Here is a 20525-nt window from a genome sequence, read left to right on the forward strand (position 1 = left end):
GGTGGGGGGTGACCGCCGCCCTGCTGGCGAACGTGCTCTACAGCACCGGTTTCGTCCTGGAGAAGCGGGCCCTTTCCGCGATGCCCTCGGTGAGCGTGCGCAGCCCCGCGCGGCTGCTGCGGCAGGTGATCGGCAGCCCGCTGTGGCTCGGCGGCTCGCTCGCGCTCGCCGCCGGCTTCGGCGCGCAGCTCGCCGTCTACCGGACGCTCCCGATCGCCGCCGCCCAGGGCATCTTCGTGTCCGGACTCGTGCTGCTCCTGCTCCTCTCGTCCGTGCTGCTCGGCGAGCAGACCTCCGGGCGGGAGCGGTACGCCGTCGGGGCGATCCTCGCGGCGCTCCTGATGGTCGTGCTCTCGCTGAAGGAGGGCTCGGACACGGTGAGCCGCGGGGCGCCCGTGCCGCTGGTTCTCACCGTCTGTCTGCCCTCGCTCGCGGCGGGCGTCCTGCTGTACGCGTCCGCCGAGCAGCGCGCCAGGCGACGGCACCGGCTGCCGACGACCGGCGTGGAGTACGGGGTCGCCGTGGGGCTGCTCTACGGAGTGAGCTCGCTGGCCATCAAGGGCGTGTCCAGCTATCTGACCACCGAGGGCCTCGGCTCGGCGCTCCTGGACCTGCTGCGCTCGCCGTACCCCTATCTCCTGCTCTTCACCGGCGCGTTCGGCCTGGTGATGTCGCAGGCGGCGCTCCAGCGCTGCCGGGCCTCACTGATCGTTCCCGTGTGTACGACGGTGACCGCGCTGTTCACCGCCGTGCTCGGCACGCTCGCGTTCGGCGAGCCGCTGCCGGACGAACCGCTGCGGCTCGGCCTGCGGATCGCGGGCACGGCGCTCGCGGTGTCCGTGCTTCTCGCCATGCCGAAGCACGACCCCAAGCCCGAACCTCCAGCCCAACCCCCCTCACCCACCAAGGAGTTGACCACCTGATGAACCCCGACGACCCGCTGCTGAAGATTCTCGCCTGTCCGCTGGACAAGGGGCCGCTGCATCTCCTGGAGCCGGAGGCACCCCTCGTGCCGGAAGAGGTCCTCTACAACCCGCGGCTGCGCCGCCGCTACCCGATCATCGACGGCATCCCGCAGCTCCTGCCGTCCTCCGGCGAGCAGATACCGGAGGACGAGCACGAGCAGCTCCTGAAGCGGATCTCACCGTGACGGGCCCCCACAAGACCGTCGCCGCCCGCCTCGCCCCGCATCTGCCGGCCCGGCTGATCGGCGCCCTGGCCCGCCTCGTCTACCCGCGCTTCGAGCCGGAACTGGCCCGGCTGCACGACCTGTGCCCGCGCGGCTGCGCCACCGCGGTCGACGTGGGCGGCTGGTACGGCCCGTGGTCCCGCCGCCTGGCGACGCGTGCGCGCCGCGTGGTGACCGTGGAGCCGGTCCCGCATCTGGCACGCCTTCTGGAGACCTCGACGCCCGGCAACGTCCGGGTGATCCAGGCCGCCGCCACCGACCATCCCGGCACGGCCCGGCTCTGGCTGCCGCGCGGCGACCGGGGCGACCGGGGCGTCTCCTCGCTGATCCGCAGGGACATCCACGGCCAGGCGGTCGACGTGCCCTGTCTGACCCTCGACGGACTCGGCCTGCGCGACGTCGACTTCATCAAGATCGACGTGGACGGCAATGAACTCCAAGTGCTGCGCGGCGCGCACGATCTGCTGACCCGCGACCGGCCCGCGCTCTTCATCGAGCTGGAGTCCCGCATCCAGCCGATCACCCCGATCGTCGACCTGCTCACCCGCCACCACGGCTACCAGGGCTGGGTCCTTCCGCACGACACGTGGCTGCCCCTTGAGGGCTTCGACCTGGAGGCGCATCAGCACGACACGTCGTACGTCGTGTCCCAGGGCCTGATCCGCAGAGCCCTCACGCCCCGCCACCCCCGGTACGTCAATTCGGTGCTGTTCCTGCCCGGCGGACGCCGCCCGGGAGCCGCCGCGGTGCGCGACCATGGAGCGCATGTCCGCTAGCTCCGCGTCCTCGCCGCAGCCCGGCCCGTTCACTCCGCTCGACTTCCAGCTGGTCCTGTTGCGCCGCATGGCCGACCACAACCCGGACCTGGTGGAGGAGGCCCGCCACGAGCTCGGCGTCTCCATCGCGGACATGCGTGAGGCCAACCGCCGCTGGCAGGCGATGACCCGCTCCGCCCGCTCGCGCGGCGCCGTCTCCCGCTACCGCTCGGTGCTCGGCCCGCCGACCGCCGCCGTGCCGCGCCGCATCGGCGACCTGGAGTGCGAGGCCCTGCTCTGGCCGGTGCCACTGTGGCCGACCCTGCGCTTCGAGGTACTTCTGGCACCGAACGGGGCGGCGTGGAACGAGTGGCTGGTCCGCGCGCCGGCCACTGAGGGACCTTCGCTGCGGACGCTGGAAGACCTGACCCCCTGGTCGTGCACGGTGGACGAGGCCGCCCGCGCGTTCGCCCCGGCCCGCCCGATGGAGGGCACGGCGCCGACTCGCTGGCGGCTCGTCTTCACGGCTCCCGACGGATCAGGTCAACTCCGGCGCTGCGTCGCGGAGTTCACCTGGGGCTTGCTCCAGCGTCTGTCATTTCCGGAGCTGCCGGACGGGGACTGACTCCCGCGTCGCAGGGCCACCGCGCCCACCCCGAGGGCGAGCGCCACCAGCAGCGCGCTCACCCAGAGCGGCGAGCGGTGGCCGAGCCCCGCGCCCAGGGCGAGCCCGCCGGCCACCGGGCCGACCGCCGCCCCGACGTTCAGCGCGGCCGTGGCGAAGCCGCCCGCCAGCGTGGGGGCGGCGGTAGCGGCGTACAGCGCCTGCGCGATCAGCGCCGAGCCGACGCCGAAGGAGAGCGCGCCCTGGACGAGTACGAGCACCACCACGGCCACCGGGTTCCCGGCGGTCACCGCGAACAGCACCCACCCGCCGAGCAGGAGGACCGCGCCGCCGGCCAGGAAGGGCACGGGCCGCACATCGGCGAACCGCCCGGAGACGGTTACCCCGACGAACGACCCCACCCCGAAGAGCGCGAGCAGCACCGGCACCCAACTCTCCCCGAAACCGCCGACGTCCGTGATCAGCGGCGCGAGATAGGTGAACGTACAGAAGGTGGCGCCGTTCACCAGCGCGCCGAGGAGCAGGGTCACGCAGAGCCGGGGGCTGCGCAGGGCCCGCAGCTCACCGCGCGCTCCGGACGCCGTGGCGTCGGGCGCCCCGGCCGGCACGGACCGCAGGATGGCGACGACGGCGGGTACGGAGACGATCGCCACCGCCCAGAAGGCGGACCGCCACCCCCAGTACTGCCCGAGCAGCGCACCGCCGGGCACCCCCGCGACACAGGCGAGGGTGACGCCGCCGAGCAGGGCGGAGGTGGCCCGCCCCTTGGCGTTCGGCTCGACCATGCCGGTGGCGGCGACCAGCGCCACGGCGAGGAACCCCGCGTTGGCGAGCGCGCCGACCACGCGGGTCGCGAGCAGCACGGCGAAGCTGCTGGTCAGCGCGCCGATGACGTGGACGAGCAGAAAGGTGAGCAGGAAGGCGAGCAGTGCGTTCCGGGGCGAGCGGCGCCGGCTGAGGATGGCCATCACCGGCGCGCCGACGACCATGCCCACGGCGAAGGCCGAGGTCAGGGTGCCGGCGGTGGAGAGGGATACGTCCAGGTCGGCGGCGATGTCGGGGCCGAGACCGGAGAGCATGAACTCGGAGGTGCCTTGGGCGAAGACGGCGAGTCCGAGGATGTAGATGACAAAGGGCATGAAGGTACTCCGCGAAAGGGAGCGCCCCGAAGGGGCGCGGGGCTGCTGCATATGCGGCTCCGCCGCGTGGGCGCGATCAGCCACGACGCACCCGCAGTGGGGGGCGTCGGCATCGAGAGGACTACTGGCCACCGGACATGCCGGGCCGGTGGCTAGAGTCTGTCGGACTCAGGGCTGGTCATGGCCGCAGGCTAATCACGCCCCACACGCCACGTCCACCCGATTAACTCGCGGCGGCGAGGATCTCCTCCGTCACCGCGGCCAGCGACTCCGGATGCAGTTCGAGAAAGAGATTCGGCTCGACCAGCTCCAGTTCCATGACGCACGGCGCCCCGCCCTCGTCGTCGACCAGGTCCACCCGCGCGTAGAGCAGCTCCGGCGCCCCCGGTATCGCCGCCAACGCCCGCTCGGCGACGGTGAGTTCCGCCTGCGTCGGCTGCCACTTCCGCAGATCGGGGTGCGGCATCTTCTCGTCGTCGAAGGCCGCTCCCGGCGCGAGGACCGCGCCCTTCTGGACCGCATGCAGGAACCGCCCGCCGACATAGACGAGGGCGCGTTCCCCCGTCACGTCGACGCGCGGCATATAGGGCTGCACGATGGCGGTGAAGCCGTCCTCGTGCATCGTGGCGACGTGCCGCGCGGCGGCCTCGTCCTCGCCCTTCCCGTACCGCGCGGCCAGCCGCGCGCCCGCGCCGGAGGTCGGCTTGACGACGAACTCCCCGTCGCTCTCCGGGAATTCGACGGGGTCACCGGCGGCCAGGTACCGGGTCGGCACGACCGGCACCCCCGCGTCCGCCAGCACGCCCAGGTACCGCTTGTCGGTGTTCCAGCGCACCACGGACGCCGGATTGGCGAGGAGGGTGAGCCGCGCGACGCGCCCCGCCCAGTCCCGGAACTCGGCCGCGCGCTCGCTGTAGTCCCAGGTGGACCGGATGACCACGAGGTCGAACCGCTCCCAGTCGACCCGGGGGTCGTCCCAGATCACGGTGGCCGCGTCAGCCCCCGCTTCACCGAGCGAGCGCGCGAGCTCGGGGAGGTCACGGTCGACGCCGGTCTCCAGCTGGATGCTGCTGGTGACCAGCGCGATCGTGGGGCGGTCGGGTGACACGAGGCCTCCTGGGGTCGGTTGTCCGCCCCGCAGGCTAACAATGGCTGATCGTGCACTCGACAACGCCCATGCCGGGTCACCGGGGTGTGCCCACAAGCCCCGCTTCGTACGCAATGATCACCAACTGCACCCGGTCGCGGGCGTCCAGCTTGGCGAGGAGCCGGGTCAGATAGGTCTTGGCCGTGGCGACGCTGATGGTGAGTTCGGCGGCTATCTCCGTGTTGGACAGGCCGCTGCCCACGAGCGTCAGGACTTCGCGTTCGCGTTCGGTGATGCCGCTGATGGAGCCGCGGGGACGGGCATCCCTCGTGGGGCGTTCGGCGAATTCCTTGATGAGGCGGCGGGTGACGCCCGGTGCGATCAGGCCATCGCCCGCCGCGACGACCCGGACCGCCGCGAGGATGTCGTCGAGGGCCATGTCCTTGACGAGGAAACCGGCCGCGCCCGCGCGCAGCGCCCCGTACACGTAATCGTCGTCGTCGAAGGTGGTCAGGACGATGACGTGGGTGCGGGCGCTCGGGCCCGCGGTGATCCGGCGGGTCGCCTCGATGCCGTCCGTGCCGGGCATGCGGATGTCCATCACCACGACGTCCGGGCTCAGTTCCTCGGTGAGCCGGACGGCTTCGGCGCCGTCGCCCGCCTCGCCCGCGACCTCGATGTCGGGGGCCTCGGTGATGACCATGCGCAGGGCGGCGCGGACGAGGGGCTGGTCGTCGACGAGGAGGACGCGGACGGGGGGCTTCTCCGGTGCGGGAGAGTTCATCGGGCACCTGCCTGCACGGGAAGGGTCGCCGCCACGCGGAAGCCGCCCTCCGGGCGGGGTGCCGCGCTGAACTCGCCGTGCAGCAGGCCGACTCGCTCGCGCATGCCGAGCAGTCCGTAACCGCCGTGGGGGCCTTCGCCGTGGCCGCGTCCGGCGTCGGTCACCTCGATCGCGAGTTCGTCGTCGCGGCAGTCGACGGTGACGCGGCAGGACGTGGTGCTCGCATGGCGTACGACGTTGGTCACCGCCTCCTGGATGATGCGGTACGCCGATACGTCGATCTCCGGTGGCAGCGGCCGGAGTTCGCCGCTCCAGCGGACGTCGACACGGACGCCCGCGGCGGTGGTCGTCTCGGCGAGGCGGCCGAGGGAGCCGAGGCCGGGCTCGGGGCCCGGTGGTGCCCCCTCGGGTTCCGCGTCGCGCAGGGCGCCGAGCATGCGGCGCAGACCGGAGAGGGTCTCGCGGCCGGTGGCCTCGATGGCCGTCAACGCCTCGCGGGCGCCCGCCGGCTGGGTCTCGATGACGCGGCTCGCGGCGCCCGCCTGGAGCGCGATGACGCCGATGCTGTGCGCGACCATGTCGTGCAACTCGCGGGCGATGCGCAGGCGTTCGGCGGTGACGGCCTGGGTGGCGGCCTGGGAGCGCAGATTCTCGGCGTACGCGCGGGACTGGTGCACGGAGTTGCCGATGAGCCAGCCGATGACGGCGGTCAGCGCGATGTAGGGCTCGGACGCGGTCCCGTCGACCCGCCCGAAGCCGATCAGCTCCCTGGGCGCCCAGAGGGCGAACAGCGCGCCGACCGCCAGGCCGCCGGCGGTGAGCGAGGTCCGGCGGTCCCGGACGGCGGCGACGAACCCGAGGGCGACCGGCACGGGCAGATACGCCGTCGGCACCACCTCGGTCTGCTGCCAGGCGGCCATGGAGGTGCCCGTCCCCGCGATCAGCAGGGCCATGGCGGTCAGCGGCCTGCGGGACAGCAGGGCGCAGCCCGCGAGGGCGAGGGCCGCGGCGAGCAGCAGGGCGAGCTTCGCCCAGGGCTCGTCCATGCCGTGCCGGGGATAGGAGTACGAGATCTCCTGGCGGGGCGGCAGCACGACGTACTGGACGAGCGGGTACACCGTCGCCGCGCCCCACACCAGGGCCGGCCAGATGCCCACGGGCAGTCGCTTGAGCAGGGGCAGACGCGGCTTGGCTGGCATGCGCCGATCGTAGCCACGGAGATCGCGCGGCGGCATCGGACCGTGGCTGTACGACCAGGGGTGACAGCGGCGGCCGGGATTGTCCGCGCCGGGCCGACGACGGGCGGGGGTGCGCGGCGGCACCGTGGGCCGGGTGATCGAAGTCCATGAACTGACAAAGGTGTACGGCGACAAGGCCGCCGTACGGAACCTGAGCTTCACCGTGCGGCCCGGCCGGGTCACCGGATTCCTGGGTCCCAACGGCGCGGGCAAGACCACCACGTTGCGGATGCTGCTCGGTCTGGTCGCCCCGACCGGCGGCACCGCCATCGTCGACGGCCGCCCCTTCGCGCACCGGCCCCGCGGTCTGCGCCATGTCGGCGCGCTGCTCGACGCCGGTGATGTGCACGGGGGCCGCGGCGCCGCGTCCCATCTGCGGGCGCTGGCCCGCAGCAACGGCATCCCGCGCGGCCGGGTGGCCGAGGTGCTCGGCGAGGTCGGCCTCACCGAGGTGGCCCGGCAGCGCGCGGGCGGCTTCTCGCTCGGGATGCGGCAGCGGCTCGGCATCGCGACCGCGCTGCTCGGCGACCCGCCGGTCCTCCTCTTCGACGAACCGCTCAACGGCCTCGATCCGGAGGGCGTGTTGTGGGTGCGCGGGCTCTTCCGGCGGCTCGCGGAGCAGGGGCGCACGGTCTTCGTCTCCAGCCATCTGATGTCGGAGATGGAGAACACCGCCGACGATCTCGTCGTCATCGGCCGCGGTGAACTCATCGCCGCCGAGAGCCTCACGGACTTCGCCGCCCGCGGCACCCGGCTGAGCGTGACCGTGCGGACGCCGGACGCCGCCGCGCTGACGGAGCTGCTGACCGCCGAGGGGGCGGCCGTGCACGCCGGGGACGGACGGCTCACCGTCACCGGACTGCCCGCCGCCCGGATCGGTGAACTCGCCTTCCGGCACCGCCTGATGCTCCATGAGCTGGCCACCCGCACCGCGTCCCTGGAGGACGCGTTCATGGAACTGACCGCCGACAGCGTCGAATACCTCGCGGGAGAATCCCGATGACCGCACTCTCCCCGCCGGCCGTCACGGAACCGGCCACCACGGAGCCGCCCGCCCGCTTCCGTGACGTGCTCGCCGCCGAGTGGATCAAACTCTGGTCGCTGCGCTCCACGTACTGGGCCTTCGTGATCAGCGCGCTCGCCGTCCTCGCGTTCAACGCGGGCACGGCTTACGACACCTATCGCTACTGGGCGGAGCGGAACGGCGCCGACCGGGCGGACTTCGTACGCGACGGGATTCCGCTCCAGGTGGCGTTCACCGGGAACGGCGCCCTGGTCCTGATGCTGTCCGTCGGGGCGATCGGCGCGCTGCCGATCGTCGGCGAGTACGGCACCGGTCTGATCCGTACGACGTTCACGGCCGTACCGGACCGGCGTGCGGTGCTCGCCGCGAAGGTCGCGGTGATCGCGGCGGTGACGGCCGTGTTCGGGGCGGTCGTCTCGGCGGCCTCGTTCGCCCTCACCCAGGCGATCCTGGACGGGCGCGACGCGGGCATCCCGCTGTCCCACCCCGGCGCGGCCCGCGCCGTCGCCGCGTCGGCGCTGCTGGCCCCGGTGTGCGCGCTCGTCGGCATGGCGCTCGGCGCGGTGGTCCGGCACAGCGCGACGACGATGGTCACCGTCTTCGCGGCGCTGATCCTGCTCCCCAGTGTCGTCACGGACCAGCGGCACTGGTCGGCGGTGCTCGCCCACGCAACTCCGCTGCACGCGTGGCACCGCCTGGCCCAACCGCTCGACGCGACGTCCCCCTATCCCTGGACGGCGGCGGGGGCGTGGACGGTCTACGCGGTGTGGGCGCTGGCCGCGGCGGCGGTCGCGGTGACGGCGGTGCGGCGCCGCGATCAGTGACCTTGCCGAAGAAGCCGAGGAAACGGAAAGACACCGGCGCCCAGTGGGGGCGGGGCGCCGGTGTCGTCTGGGGGGGCGGTCAGAGGATGAAGACGCTCTGAGCCGTTTCCGTGTAGTACGTCTCGTCGGGGAAGACGAGCCGCTCGACCCGGCCACTGCAGTGCCGGCCTGAGTGGACCTCGGCGATGGCGTCCGTGTGGTTGGCCACCGAGGACGGGAACCGGTCGATGTCGTAGCAGCCGCTCGGGTTTTCGTGGGCCTGGCCGTTGATGACCAGGACGCCCTCCGCCGCGTGCGCCGATCCCGGTACCGCGAAGGCCAGGGCCGCCGCTGCCGCGACCGCCCCCAGGGCCGTGGCCATGCCTCGTCGCATCATGTGTGATCCCGTCCGCCGCGCGGACCGTCCTCGACGCGATCCGCTGAAGTCACCTAACGTAGCGGATCAAGTACGCCACGTATCCGGCGTGCGGGCGCACATTCCCTCGGCACGTGCGCCGTTCACTTCCCTTCACCACATGGTCACGCCACACCCGCACCACCGCCATCAACGCTCCCAACTACGCCTTATGCAACGGGAGTTCGTATGATGCGGGCCATGGCAAGTCACGGGGATCTCATAGCGGGGCGCTACCGCATCACCACACCGCTCGGGCGCGGCGGCATGGGCACGGTCTGGCGGGCGAAGGACGAACTGCTGGGCCGCGCCGTCGCGGTGAAAGAGCTGCACGTCGATCCGGGCCTGACGCCCGCCGACGCCGAGAGCCGGCGCGAACGCACGCTGCGCGAGGCGCGCTCGGTGGCGCAGGTGAAGCACCCCGGCATCCTGGTCCTGCACGACGTCGTCCAGCACGACGGGCAGCCGTGGCTGGTGATGGAGCTGATCGACGGCCAGTCGCTCGCCGACCGGATCGCCGTGGACGGCCCGGTCCCGCCCGCGGAGGCCGCCCGCATCGGCCTCGCGCTGCTCGCCGCCCTGCGGTCCGCGCACGCGGCGGGCGTCCTGCACCGTGACCTGAAGCCCGCCAACGTCCTCATGGAGGCGGGCACGGAGCGTGTGGTGCTCTCCGACTTCGGGATCGCCCAGGTCGACGGGCAGACGACGCTGACGGAGACGGGCGCGTTCGTCGGCTCCCCCGAGTACACCGCCCCGGAGCGCATGTCGGGCAAGCGCACGGGCCCGGAGTCCGATCTCTGGTCGCTCGGCGTGCTGCTCTGCGCGGCGGTGGAGGGCGAGTCGCCGTTCCACCGGGACTCGGTGGCGGGCGTGCTGCACGCCGTGGTGATGGACGAGATCACGGTGCCGGAGTCGGCGGGCCCGCTGGTCCCCGTCATCCGGGGGCTCCTCGAACGGGATCCCGCGCGGCGGCTCGGCGCGGACGAGGCCGAGCAGGCGCTGCGCGGCTTCCTGGTCGAGGAGCGGATGCCGACCGTGCCCCGTACGCCGGTGGCCCGCAGACCCGCGACCCCGCCGCCGTCGGACGGGGACCCCATCGTGCTCGGCGCCGCCCCCGCGCCCGCCGCGCGCCCCCGCGTCCGCACGGCGCTCCTGGCCGGCGCCTTGGTCGTCGCGCTCGCGGCGGGCGGCACCGGCGCCTGGTTCATGACGCGCGACGACTCCCCCACGGGGACGCAGGCGACGGGGAACGGCGGCCCCGCGCAGGAGGTCAGCGAGAAGCCGGAGTCGGGCGAGCCGTCCAAGAAGCCGACGAAGAAGCCCACCAAGAAGCCGGACAAGCCGAAGGCCGTCGACAAGAAGCCGTCCGGCGCCCCCAAGCCGTCGCCCGACGGCACGGGCAAGCCCACGCCCGCCGGGACCAAGGCCCCCTCCCAGAAGCCCACCGGGGACCCCGCCCCGGCGGGCTACCAGACGGTCACCGACCCGACCGGGTTCAAGATGGCGGCGCCCAGCGCCTTCGTCCGCTCCGCCGAACCGCCCCGCGTCTTCTACAACTCGGCGGACGACGCCTTCCGTATCGGTGTGCACCCCCAGCCGCTCGACCCCGACGGCCCCGTCGCGGTGATGCGGCAGGCGCACAAGGACGGCCCGTCGGACTACCCCGGATACCGCGACGGCTCGGTGCGCGAGACCACGCACAACGGCCACCCCGCCGCCGTCTGGGAGTTCACCTGGGACGGCGGCGCCGGTGACGGCGGGCCGCGCCGCACCTACGACCTGAGCTGGGACGAGGGCGGCAAGATGTACGACCTGTGGGTCTCCGCGCCCGCGGCGAAGGCGGCGACGGGCGAGCGCCACTTCGTCGAGGCGCACCAGTCGTTCGTCGTCAGCGGCTCCTGAGCAACTCCGCCCGCAGCGTGGGCACATGGCTGTGCTCGACGTCCTTCACCGACGTGACGAGTGTGACCGGACCGGCCGCCGCGAGATCGCACAGCTGCCGCACGGCGGCCCGCTGCTCCGGGCCCGCCAGCTCGGCCCGGTAGCGTTCCGTGAACTCCTCGTACTGCTCGCGGTGTTGGTGGAACCAGGTGCGCAACTCACCGGACGGGGTGAGCGCCTTGGGCCATTCGTCGACGGCCGCCCGCTCCTTGGAGACGCCGCGCGGCCACAGGCGGTCCACCAGGACGCGTACGCCGTCGGTCTCGGCGGGCGGGTCGTACACACGGCGCACGGGGAACGGCTCGGTCTGCATGCCCCCACCGTCGCACTCCGCCGCGCCGCCCGTTCAGTGGCGCGGCGGCAGCGTCACCCGAAGGCTGTAGAGGCGGGTGATCTGCTGGGGCAGTTCGTTGTCGTCGCTGACGAGCAGCAGCCGCAGACCGCCGTGGGCACGGCCCGTGACAGCCATGGCCTCGATGTTGTCGATGAGCGGGTTGTTGCCGGGCGGGAGTTTCGAAGGGGCACCCAGGGACGGGCAGTCGGAGAGGTCGGCGAGGAGCGTCTTGCGCATCAGGCGGGTGCCGCCGTCGAGGCGTTCGGTCCCGCCGGTGTCCTCGGCGCCGCGCGCGTCCGCGACGTACAGGCGTACGTCGATGATGAAGTCCTGGGTGAATCCGCGCTCCAGGACGAGGAACCGGCCGTCCCCGGTCGGGGCAAGCTCGACGAGGCCCATGCCGGGGTCGACGGCGTATCCGTACTGCTTGCCGACCCCGAACTCGGCGCCGTCCGGACCGCGTTGCCAGGTCTGTACGCGGTGCAGGGCGCGGCCCGCGGCGTCCGTGCCGTCGCCGGCCAGCGGGCCCTCCATCCCCGCGACGAGGGTGCGGCCGCCGGGCAGCAGGGTGAGGCTCTCGAAGGTCTGGTTCTGCCGCGCACGGCCCGCCGGGGCGACCCGCAGCGGGGCGGGCACGGGCAACTGCCCGACCAGGGCGCCCTTCTCGTCGTATCTGAGGATCGAGGGCGCCCGCTCGTCGGTCACCAGATGACTGCCGTCGCGGTCCGTGACCAGGCCCTCCGAGTCGAGCACGGCGCCCGCCGCGTCGGCCAGCGGCACGACGTCCGTGGCGCGCGGTGTGCCGCCGCGCACGTCGAGCCGGAAGAGCGCCGAGCGGTCGGACACGGCGCTCACCGTGCCGTCGCGTTCGGTGGCGAGCGCCGAGAGGCCGCCGACCAGGCGGCCGCCGACGGTGGTCTTGTCCAGGGCGTCCGAGTAGCCGGAGACGGACACCCTCGGCGAGCACGCCGCGCGGCCGCCGGCAGCGGGAACGGAGGCGGCGGGCGCGGCGCCCGTCGCCAGGAGCGCGGCGACCAGCGCCACCGCGGACACGGCCCTGCGAGAACCCATGCTGACCCCTTGAGTTGACGAGGCGTCAGTACAGCATCCGGAACCGAAAATACGAACAGGGGAGCAGGTGTTCCCTGGAACAGGTGGTCGCTGCGCCAGGGATTGCATGTGACGCAGGTGATTGACGATGATTACGGAACGCAAGCGACGGGCTGCAGACCGTAGTTGCGGCTCTCCCGGCTCATGTCCCTTACGCGGGCCGGGAGTTGATGTCCCAGAGAATCCTGAGCAAGTCCCACAAGGAGAAGCACCACCATGAACCTCATCACTGACGTCGTCGCCGGTCTCGCCCACTTCCTCGGCTGGCTGGTCTGACGTCACCCGGAGTCCGCACAGCGCGATGCCGCCTCCCCCGTCCCAGGGGAGGCGGCATCGCCGCGTTCTCGGGGAAGCCGCCTCAGCGCGTCGGCTCCGGATAGAAGTCCCGCGCCGCGCCCTTGGCGTCCCGTGCCTTGGCGAGCAGGCTCGCCGGGTACTCCACGAGCCAGTGGCTCACCGTCCCGACGGCCAGCGCGACCGCCGTCACGAGCAGGGCCGCGACCGGGAAGCCCGCCTGACTCGTGGGGATCAGACCGGACTTGACGAGCCACAGCATCACCGGCTCGTGCCAGATGTAGAGGCTGTAGCTGATCAGACCGACGGCCGTCACCCAGCGGGCCCGCAGCGCGACGTGCCACCGCACCTGTTCGCCCCGGCGGACGTGCAGTGTGGCGTGGAGCAGCGCGAACCACAGCACGGCGGCGATCGGGTGGTAGTAGGTGTGCGCGAAGTTCTCCGGTTCCGAGAGGTACGACAGGGCGTACAGGCCGCCGGACGACGTCACCGACAGCGCCACCGCCGCCCGCGCGCCCAGTCTGCCCCGCTCCCCCAGCGCCACGAGCAGCACCGCGAGCCCCATGCCCGCCGCGAAGCCCCCGAAGCGGGCCTGCGGGCCGAAGTACACCGGCCAGTCGGTGTGCGGCACCCCGACGACGTAGTGCGCGACGGAGATCCACACCACCGGCAGCACGAACAGCGCCGCGCACCCGGAGGCGCACACCGCGACCCGCGCCCGCCGCGTCCGCAGCCCCCGGCAGACCCGCACGGCGAGCGGCCCCAGCACGATCAGCGCCAGATAGAAGGCGATCTCCAGGGAGAGCGACCAGGTGGGGCCGAGGGTGTAGAAGATCCGCTCCCGGTCGAAGACGTGCGTGAACGTGAGGTGTTCGACCAGGTCACGCCAGTCGCCGGGCAGCGTGGGATTGCGGCTCGCCCAGACGACGAGTACCGCGAGGAAGTACAGCGGCAGGATGCGGATCGCCCGCCGGAACAGGAAGTCCTTCCCCGTGCGGATCGAGCCCCCGTCGATGGCGGCGCGCGCGTACGACAGTGTGAGCAGATACGCGGACATCACGAAGAAGAGGTCGATCACCTCCAGCGAGATCAGCGCGCCCAGCCAGGGACTGTCGACCGGCGGATGCGCGCCCGAAGCGTCGTACGTGTAGTACTCCTGCCAGACGTGGAAGAGGACCGTGCTCAGGGCGGCCAGGCCCCGGTAGCCCTGGAGTTCCAGGGCGCGGCCTCGGGAGGGGCGCGGGGCGGTGGCCGGCGGTTCGGGCCGGGCAGCGGCGAGCGTGCTCATGACCGCCCCGCCGCCTCAGGAGCCGGAGCGGCCGACGCCGCCCTCGGCGTGACCCGCCACTGCCGGTCCCCCAGCGCCTCCTTCAGATGCGCCTGGCGCGCGACCATGTTCTTGAAGTGGGTGTAGAAGAACGTCGACACGAACAGATAGCGCCAGAACCACGCCTTGCGGCGCCGCAGTTCGGGCACCGCGAGCCGCCACGCGAACGCGGCCTGCACCACCCCGGCGGACATCGTGACGGCCGCCGCCATCAGGCAGACCGGCACCGCCCAGTCCAGCCGGTCGGGGCCGCCCGCACGCCAGGCCGCGTGCGCGAGGACCGGCAGGATCTGCAGCGTCAGCCACGGCTGCACCTCGCGCCAGCCGAGCAGCACGAACAGGCCCGTCTTCTGGCGCCGCGAGAACACCGGGGAGCGCAGCGCCGTCCACAGATGCCGCAGCGACACCTGGAGCCAGCCCTGCGCCCAGCGGGAGCGCTGGTTCCACAGCGGGCGCAGCAGCGTCGGCGCCAACTCCCGCGAGATCAGCGTGCGGTCCATGGCGATCCGCGCGCCCTCGTTCAGGGCGCGCATCGTGGAGTCGATGTCCTCGGTGAGCATCGAGCCGTGCATCCGCGTCCGGGCGAGCAGATCCGTGCGCCAGAAGCCGTTCGAGCCGCCGAAGACCCCGAAGCCGTACATCCGGGTCCGTCCCGGATGGCTGACCGCGTAGATGGTCTCGAACTCGACGCCGACGGTCCTGGCGACCCAGGAGCTGTCCCCGTTGCGTACGACACAGTGACCTTGCACGACGTCGTGGCCGTTGGACAGCCAGTCCCAGGCGTGCCGGAAGGCGAGCGGCGCCGGATGGTGGTCGGCGTCGAAGATGCCGACGAACTCGCCGCGCACCCGCGTCACCGCCGCGTTGATGTTCTGCGCCTTGGAGGTGCTGCCCGCGACGGGAAGCAGCACGAGCCGCGGGTCGCGGGCCGCCATCTCGCGCAGCGTTTCCTCGACGGGCAGCGGGTGCGGGGTGTTGTAGGCGAGGACGATCTCCAGCTCGCTCGGGTAGTCCAGGCACAGGAACGACTCGACGGTGTCGACGATCGTCGCGGCCTCGTTCGGCAGATAGGCGGCGATGACGGCGCTCGCGGGCGGATAGGGCTTGCCCGGCCGCTCGGGGCGCGGGGTGGCGTCCAGCGAGTACAGGCACTCCATGATGATGAGCAGCGCCGAGAGGACGAGTCCGGCGACCACCACCCAGTACGCGAACCCGGCCGCGTCCCAGCCCAGTTCGTACGCCTGCTGATAGAGCGCGAACGGCACGCCCACGCCGAGCAGCAGCGGAAGCACCGGGGAGACGATCCGGGTGAGCCAGGTGAGCAGCGTCCGGAAACCGGCGCGGGCCCGGCGGTGGCCGTGCTGGGCGCTGGCCCGCATCCACGGCTCGTGCCGGACGGGGCGCAGGTCCCGGTGGCGCAGGGCCTCGGAGACGGCGTCGCGGGCATCCTCGACCGCGCGGGTGTGGTCGGCGTACTCGGAGAGCGGGGTCCAGCCGATCGCCGGGGTGAGCCGGACGTTCTCGTCGGCGACGACGAACCGGGTGCCCGCCACGGACGCGGCGAACTCCCGCAGGCTGCGCGTCGCGCTCTCCTCGTCGACGCCGGGCATCAGCACGAGCAGTTGCCCGGCCTCGTCCCAGCCGAGCCGGTCGCAGACCCCGCCGAGCGGTTCGGTGACTCCCGCGAGCCGCTCGGCGACCTCTCTGCGCACACGCGGCCCGAGCCGGGTCTCCAGGGCGGCCATCTCGGCGACGCCGACGACCGCGAGGACGCCGCCGCGCCGGGCCGCCGCCGGGCGGTTCAGCTCGCGGTCCAGCTCGTCCATGAAGTGCGGCCCCGAGTAGAGGCCGGTGCGCGGGTCGCGCGGCAGCTGCTCGACCGGCACCGGGACGCGGTGCAGCTTGGCCGCTATCCGGGCGGAGAGTTCCCCCGGGTCGCAGGCCTCCGGAAGACAGTCGTCGGCGCCGTGCCGCAGCAGGTCGGCGACGGTGCCGGGGGCGTGTGTGCCGGCCCCGGTGACCATGACCAGCGGGAGCGCCTGGCCCGCGGGGTCGGCGCGGACCTCCCGGATGACGTCGACGCCCTGGCGCCGCCCGTCGGGTCCGTCGTCGAGCGCCACGATGGCGTCCGGGGGTGTCTGGCGGACCTGACGGTGTACGTCGCCGGGGACGGCGTGGCTGACTTCGTACCCGGTGAGGCGGAGGGTCCGGGTGAGCAGTTCTCGGCTGGGTCCTGGCGGGCCCACTGCCAGCACGTGGCGGCCGGTGGGCACGGTCGGGGCCGTGTTCGGGCGCGCGCGGGTGCGCTGCCCCATGGGCAGTTGAACGGTCATCAGTGTGGTCCCATCCTGTTCGGATTGTGGGGGGAGGACCGGATTCGTTTGTCGAGACTCGTGGAGCCTTCGTCGAGACTCGTAGAGCCTTGTTGAGGCGCCAACTACCCCCGAAATCAGGGCCAATCGGCCCGTACAGCCTCAACGATCACTGTGACACCGCACCTTCACTGGCGTAACGCCTGCATTACGAGTCCGTGCAGGCGCCCACACGGTGGACGCCTGCACGGGACCCGCTCCTACTCCTACTTCACCCCCACCGCCCGCACGATCTCCTGCGTGACGGATCCGCCCCGGTCGTCCTTCACCGAGGCCCGCAGCGAGATGAACCCGGCGGAGCCGGGGACCTTCAACTCCCCGTTCCAGGAGGCCTTCCTGCCGTCACGGTCGAGGGCGACCTCGGACCAGCTCGCCCCGTCGTCGTACGACACCTCCAGCTTGCCCTCGCCGATGGTCCCGGTGTCCGGCGCCCCCTTGACGTACTCGGAGAAGATCCCCACGTCGACCGCGCGCCCGCCCCGCACATCGCCCGCGAGGTCCGTGTCCACGTCGAACCCGAGGTTCAGCAGCGGCAGGAACGTCCGGCGGTCCGCCGGGGTCTCCTTCGACTTGAACGTCCACTCCGAGTGGCCCTTGGTCGCCAGCCGCCACTTCTCCGGGTCGAGCGTCGTGTCGGTCACGACCTTGTACGTCACCTCTCCCGGATCGGCGTCCCAGACGTACACCCCGGAGCTCTTGCGCCGGTCCACCAGCTGTCCGTCGGCGTACACGGCGCTCTCCTGGGTCATCGACTCGTCGTTCCACACGTCGCCGAAGCCGGTGTGGTCGGGACCGGAGTCGCCCCAGCCGGGCACGTTGAACTGAAGGTCGTTCCCGGACCGCTGCTGGCCCCAGCCGAGCCCGGTGCCGAGCCACGGGTGCCACACCGGCCTGAACCAGTCCAGCGTGCCCCGCTTGCCGCCCCGGTAGGCGACCAGACCGCTGCGTTCCTCCAGCGCGCCGGGGCCGACCGACACGGACTCGTGCCACAGCTGGCCCGTACCCGTCGACGCGTAGTCCGTCCGCTCGACCGGGTAGTCGATCTTCTCCTGGAAGCCGAGGCCGACGGTGAAGGTGTCGGTCAGGGAGTAGCGGAACTCGCCGCCCGGCACCGGCTTCACCGCGTGGAACTTCGTGTCCAGGACCGCCAGTTCGCGCTTCGGCGGCTCGTAGGTCAGGTCCTTGGGGACCGCGCCCTTGTGGCCCTCGGACAGGTCGTACACATACGGCGTGCGGGATGTCGCCGTGGTCTGAACCGACCTGCCCGCCTTCGCCGCCGCGATCAGCCGCGCGCCGTCCGCCGCGCCGACCGTGCCGATCTGCAGCGGCCGGTCCGTGTTGTCGTCCGTGCCGAACCAGGCGTTGAGCCGCCCCGGCACGTCGTCCGTCACGAACAGCGCCTTCGCGCCCGCGTCCTGGGCGGCCTGGCCGAGTTCGGCGGGGGTGGCCGCCGCCGACCTGCGCGCGATCACCGCCTTGCCCTTGACATCCTTGCCCACGTAGTCGGCGGCCGTGCCCGCGCCGACATCCACGAGCGGCAGCCTGCTGCGTCCGTCGGTGACCGTGCCGCCGGGCTGGGCGGTGACCTCGCCGAGGCCCTTCACGTCCAGCACCGGCTTCCCGAGGCGCCAGACGGTGCGGTACTCGAAGCTGCCCTTCGTGACCTTCTCGGTGGGCGCCGCGAAGACGCTGTCGTACTTCACCGGCACCTGGACCGCGCCCTGCAACTGGGCGCCGTTCGCCTTCCGGTCGTACTCCATGAGGAGCTGGCGGGTCTCCGTGCGCCGGTCGACGTCCACGCCGATCTCGCGCAACTGCCGTCCGTCCAGGGTGACTTCGCGATTCCGGTCGAGGACCATCTCGGGTGCGGCGAGATAGCCGAGGCCGAGCGAGTCCTTGCCGCCGCTGCCGCGCACGTCGAGGAACGAGGAGAGGGCGTACGTCCCGGGCTTCAGGCGCAGTCGGAGCGTTCCGGAGTCGCCGACGTCCGCCGGGAAGGGGTCGACGTTCTCCGCGAGCCGCTGCACGACCAGACCCGCCGCGGTCGCGGCGCCGTCGCGGTCCTTGACCCGGACGGTGAGCGTGTACCGCTCCTCCTCCTTGACCAGGCCGAACGCGGTGTGCGCGACGGGCTTCCCGGCGGCGCTCGCGGTGATGCGTCCACTGGTGTTGCCGACGGCCGCCTTCGCGCCGTCACCGGTGACCGTAGTCGAAGCGGTGCCGTGCGCGGGGACGGTGAGCGTCTTGTCCGCGAGCGTGGCGACCCCGTCGGGGGCGCCTTCCGCCACCAGGGTCAACTCGACCGGCGCGTCGGACCAGTTGGCGTAGGTGACGGTCTTCGTGACGGGCTTGTTGTCGCCGTAGGGCCAGGAGTAGAAGCCGAGGTCGGCGCTGCCGCTCGCGGTGATCTCCGCGTCGATCGCGTCGGGGACGCTCACGCGCCCGGAGCCCGACTCGTAGACGGACGCGTCCAGTCGGGCCGACGTGGACATCAGGGCGTCCTTGAGCCGTGCCCCGTCCCAGTCCGGGTGCTTCTCCGCGAGCAGGGCGGCGACTCCCGCGATGTGCGGGGTCGCCATCGACGTACCGCTCATCTCGGTGTAGTAGCCCTCGCCGCCGACGAGTTGGGAGCGGGCCGCGAGGATGTTCACGCCGGGTGCCGACAGATCGGGCTTGAGGGCGTTGTCGCCGAGGCGCGGGCCCTGGCTGGTGAAGTACGCGGCCTTGTCCGCGGAGTCGACCGCGCCGACGGTCAGCGCGGAGTCGGCGGCGCCGGGCGAGCCGATCGAGGAGGGCGCGCCGGTGTTGCCGGCGGCGATCACGAAGAGGGCTCCGGTGTCCTTGGAAAGCGCGTTGACGGCGGCGGCCATCGGATCGGTGCCGTCGCTCGCCTCCTGCGAACCGAGGCTCATCGACACGACCTTGGCGCCGACGTCCTTGGCCGCCCACTCCATCCCCGCGATGATCTGCGACTCGCTGCCCGAGCCCGCGTCGCCGAGCACCTTGCCGACGGAGAGGCTTGCGCCGGGCGCGACACCCTTCTCCTTGTTCTCTTCGGACCCGCCGCCGCTGCCGCCGACGGTCGAGGTCACATGGGTGCCGTGCCCGTTGCGGTCGGCGACCTCCTCGCCCGGGATGAAACTCTTGGTGGCGTCCACCCGGTCCTTGAGGCCGGGGTGCGTGGCGTCGACGCCCGTGTCGAGGACGGCGACCTTCACCCCCTTGCCGGTGAGCCCGGCCTCCCACGCCTTCGGGGCGCCGATCTGCTCGTTGCTCTGCGCCATGTCGGCCTCGATACGGCCGTCGAGCCAGATCTTGCCGATACCGCCGGCAAGCTCACCCTCCCCCGAACCGGCCCTGTTCTTGCCCGAGTTGACGACCGACCGCCAGAAGGCACCCGGCTTCTTTGCCGTCACGGCCACACCGCCGACGCTCGGCAGCGACCGCACCTTGTCGGCGCCACGGGGCACGGCCCGAGCTCCGCGCGCCCCCTTCTCGTACGTCACGATGAGCGGCAGCGCACCCGCCCCGCTCCTGCCGTCGGCGAGCCCCTGGCGGATCAGCTCCGACACGTCGAAGAGGCGCTCGTCCAGCGTGCCCGCGCGCAGATAGGGCCGTGCCTCGTCGGGTACGACGGTGATGTCGCCGCCCGAGATCTCGCTGCGGACGGCTCCGGTGGCCCCGGCGGGCCGGTCGACCGTGACGGTCCTCCTGCCGCCGCCGAGTTCGGTGACGGTGACCTTGTCGCCGGTCACCAGCGTGACCGTGTGGGCGGCTCGGGCGGCGGGGGTGGACCGTCCCTGGGGTGCCTCTGCCGGGGCGGCGTTCGCGCCCGGCCCCGCCGGGAGCAGGGCGAACGCAAGGCCGACGGCCGGAAGGAGCCCGGCTCTTCGCCACGCGGGGGCTCTGGTCATGGGTGCCCTCTCTTCGTCTCTTCGTCGGACGGACCCGGACGGGGGTGGATGCCGGGTGCTGCGAAGAGTGTCAGGGGGCTTGTGTTGCAGGGGTGTTGACCGGTGCTGGCGGGAAGACGCCAGGGCACCTTCCCGCCAGCCCCACCCGTCTCCCGGCCGTTGCCCGGAAGGCGG

17 protein-coding genes are annotated in these 20525 nt (G+C 72.4%); 7 read left to right on the forward strand and 10 right to left on the reverse strand.

Annotated features, from left to right (window positions below; translation table 11 throughout):
• Nucleotides 1-8: 8 nt before the first annotated feature.
• From ACIBKX_RS03835 to ACIBKX_RS03850, 4 genes are read left to right on the forward strand one after another with little or no spacing between them, the layout of a single operon-like run.
• Complete coding sequence (locus ACIBKX_RS03835) at nt 9-923, forward strand: hypothetical protein (protein ID WP_363270830.1); 915 nt, start codon at nt 9-11, stop codon at nt 921-923.
• A complete protein-coding gene (locus ACIBKX_RS03840) occupies nt 923-1150 on the forward strand; it encodes a Trm112 family protein (RefSeq protein WP_363270585.1) in 228 nt (75 codons plus the stop codon). Before ACIBKX_RS03835 ends, ACIBKX_RS03840 begins: the two co-directional genes overlap by 1 nt.
• On the forward strand, nt 1147-1965 hold the full coding sequence (locus ACIBKX_RS03845; RefSeq protein ID WP_363270584.1) for an FkbM family methyltransferase: 819 nt from the start codon (nt 1147-1149) through the stop codon (nt 1963-1965). The genes ACIBKX_RS03840 and ACIBKX_RS03845 overlap by 4 nt, the downstream gene beginning before the upstream one ends.
• Complete coding sequence (locus tag ACIBKX_RS03850) at nt 1946-2569, forward strand: hypothetical protein (protein WP_363270583.1); 624 nt, start codon at nt 1946-1948, stop codon at nt 2567-2569. Before ACIBKX_RS03845 ends, ACIBKX_RS03850 begins: the two co-directional genes overlap by 20 nt.
• Here the strand turns inward: ACIBKX_RS03850 and ACIBKX_RS03855 are convergent.
• The 4 genes from ACIBKX_RS03855 to ACIBKX_RS03870 form a co-directional block, all read right to left on the reverse strand.
• The gene (locus ACIBKX_RS03855) at nt 2488-3708 is read right to left on the reverse strand and encodes a Cmx/CmrA family chloramphenicol efflux MFS transporter (RefSeq protein WP_363270582.1); all 1221 of its coding nucleotides are present in this window, start codon (nt 3706-3708) and stop codon (nt 2488-2490) included. The genes ACIBKX_RS03850 and ACIBKX_RS03855 overlap by 82 nt on opposite strands.
• Nucleotides 3709-3931: 223 nt before the next feature.
• The gene (locus ACIBKX_RS03860) at nt 3932-4816 is read right to left on the reverse strand and encodes a RimK family alpha-L-glutamate ligase (RefSeq protein WP_399375627.1); all 885 of its coding nucleotides are present in this window, start codon (nt 4814-4816) and stop codon (nt 3932-3934) included.
• Between the two features lie 76 nt (nt 4817-4892).
• A complete protein-coding gene (locus ACIBKX_RS03865) occupies nt 4893-5579 on the reverse strand; it encodes a response regulator transcription factor (RefSeq protein ID WP_363270581.1) in 687 nt (228 codons plus the stop codon).
• The gene (locus tag ACIBKX_RS03870; RefSeq protein ID WP_363270580.1) at nt 5576-6778 is read right to left on the reverse strand and encodes a sensor histidine kinase; all 1203 of its coding nucleotides are present in this window, start codon (nt 6776-6778) and stop codon (nt 5576-5578) included. The genes ACIBKX_RS03865 and ACIBKX_RS03870 overlap by 4 nt, the downstream gene beginning before the upstream one ends.
• Before the next feature lie 133 nt (nt 6779-6911).
• Here ACIBKX_RS03870 and ACIBKX_RS03875 point away from each other — a divergent pair, with 133 nt between their 5' ends.
• Nucleotides 6912-7820, forward strand: coding sequence for an ATP-binding cassette domain-containing protein (locus ACIBKX_RS03875; RefSeq protein WP_363270579.1), 909 nt, complete (start codon nt 6912-6914; stop codon nt 7818-7820).
• Nucleotides 7817-8665, forward strand: a complete 849-nt coding sequence (locus ACIBKX_RS03880; protein ID WP_363270578.1) for an ABC transporter permease — start codon at nt 7817-7819, stop codon at nt 8663-8665. Before ACIBKX_RS03875 ends, ACIBKX_RS03880 begins: the two co-directional genes overlap by 4 nt.
• A gap of 79 nt (nt 8666-8744) precedes the next feature.
• On the opposite strand, the gene ACIBKX_RS03885 is transcribed toward ACIBKX_RS03880, so the two are convergent.
• Nucleotides 8745-9026, reverse strand: a complete 282-nt coding sequence (locus ACIBKX_RS03885; protein WP_363270577.1) for a hypothetical protein — start codon at nt 9024-9026, stop codon at nt 8745-8747.
• 234 nt (nt 9027-9260) lie between these two features.
• Here ACIBKX_RS03885 and ACIBKX_RS03890 point away from each other — a divergent pair, with 234 nt between their 5' ends.
• The gene (locus tag ACIBKX_RS03890; protein ID WP_363270576.1) at nt 9261-10961 is read left to right on the forward strand and encodes a protein kinase; all 1701 of its coding nucleotides are present in this window, start codon (nt 9261-9263) and stop codon (nt 10959-10961) included.
• Here ACIBKX_RS03890 and ACIBKX_RS03895 read toward each other — a convergent pair.
• The 5 genes from ACIBKX_RS03895 to ACIBKX_RS03915 all read right to left on the reverse strand — a co-directional run bounded on the left by ACIBKX_RS03895 (nt 10948) and on the right by ACIBKX_RS03915 (nt 20351).
• The gene (locus ACIBKX_RS03895) at nt 10948-11313 is read right to left on the reverse strand and encodes a DUF488 family protein (RefSeq protein WP_363270575.1); all 366 of its coding nucleotides are present in this window, start codon (nt 11311-11313) and stop codon (nt 10948-10950) included. The genes ACIBKX_RS03890 and ACIBKX_RS03895 overlap by 14 nt on opposite strands.
• A gap of 33 nt (nt 11314-11346) precedes the next feature.
• Nucleotides 11347-12405, reverse strand: coding sequence for an esterase-like activity of phytase family protein (locus tag ACIBKX_RS03900; protein WP_363270574.1), 1059 nt, complete (start codon nt 12403-12405; stop codon nt 11347-11349).
• A gap of 397 nt (nt 12406-12802) precedes the next feature.
• Nucleotides 12803-14026: an acyltransferase gene (locus ACIBKX_RS03905; RefSeq protein WP_363270572.1), complete on the reverse strand. Its 1224-nt coding sequence runs from the start codon at nt 14024-14026 to the stop codon at nt 12803-12805.
• The gene (locus tag ACIBKX_RS03910) at nt 14023-16398 is read right to left on the reverse strand and encodes a glycosyltransferase (protein WP_363270571.1); all 2376 of its coding nucleotides are present in this window, start codon (nt 16396-16398) and stop codon (nt 14023-14025) included. Before ACIBKX_RS03910 ends, ACIBKX_RS03905 begins: the two co-directional genes overlap by 4 nt.
• Nucleotides 16399-16643: 245 nt before the next feature.
• Nucleotides 16644-20351, reverse strand: a complete 3708-nt coding sequence (locus ACIBKX_RS03915; RefSeq protein ID WP_363270570.1) for a S8 family serine peptidase — start codon at nt 20349-20351, stop codon at nt 16644-16646.
• Nucleotides 20352-20525 lie beyond the last annotated feature (174 nt).

Origin of the sequence: Streptomyces sp. NPDC050658 (assembly GCF_044457025.1) — a bacterium.
Lineage (GTDB): Bacteria > Actinomycetota > Actinomycetes > Streptomycetales > Streptomycetaceae > Streptomyces.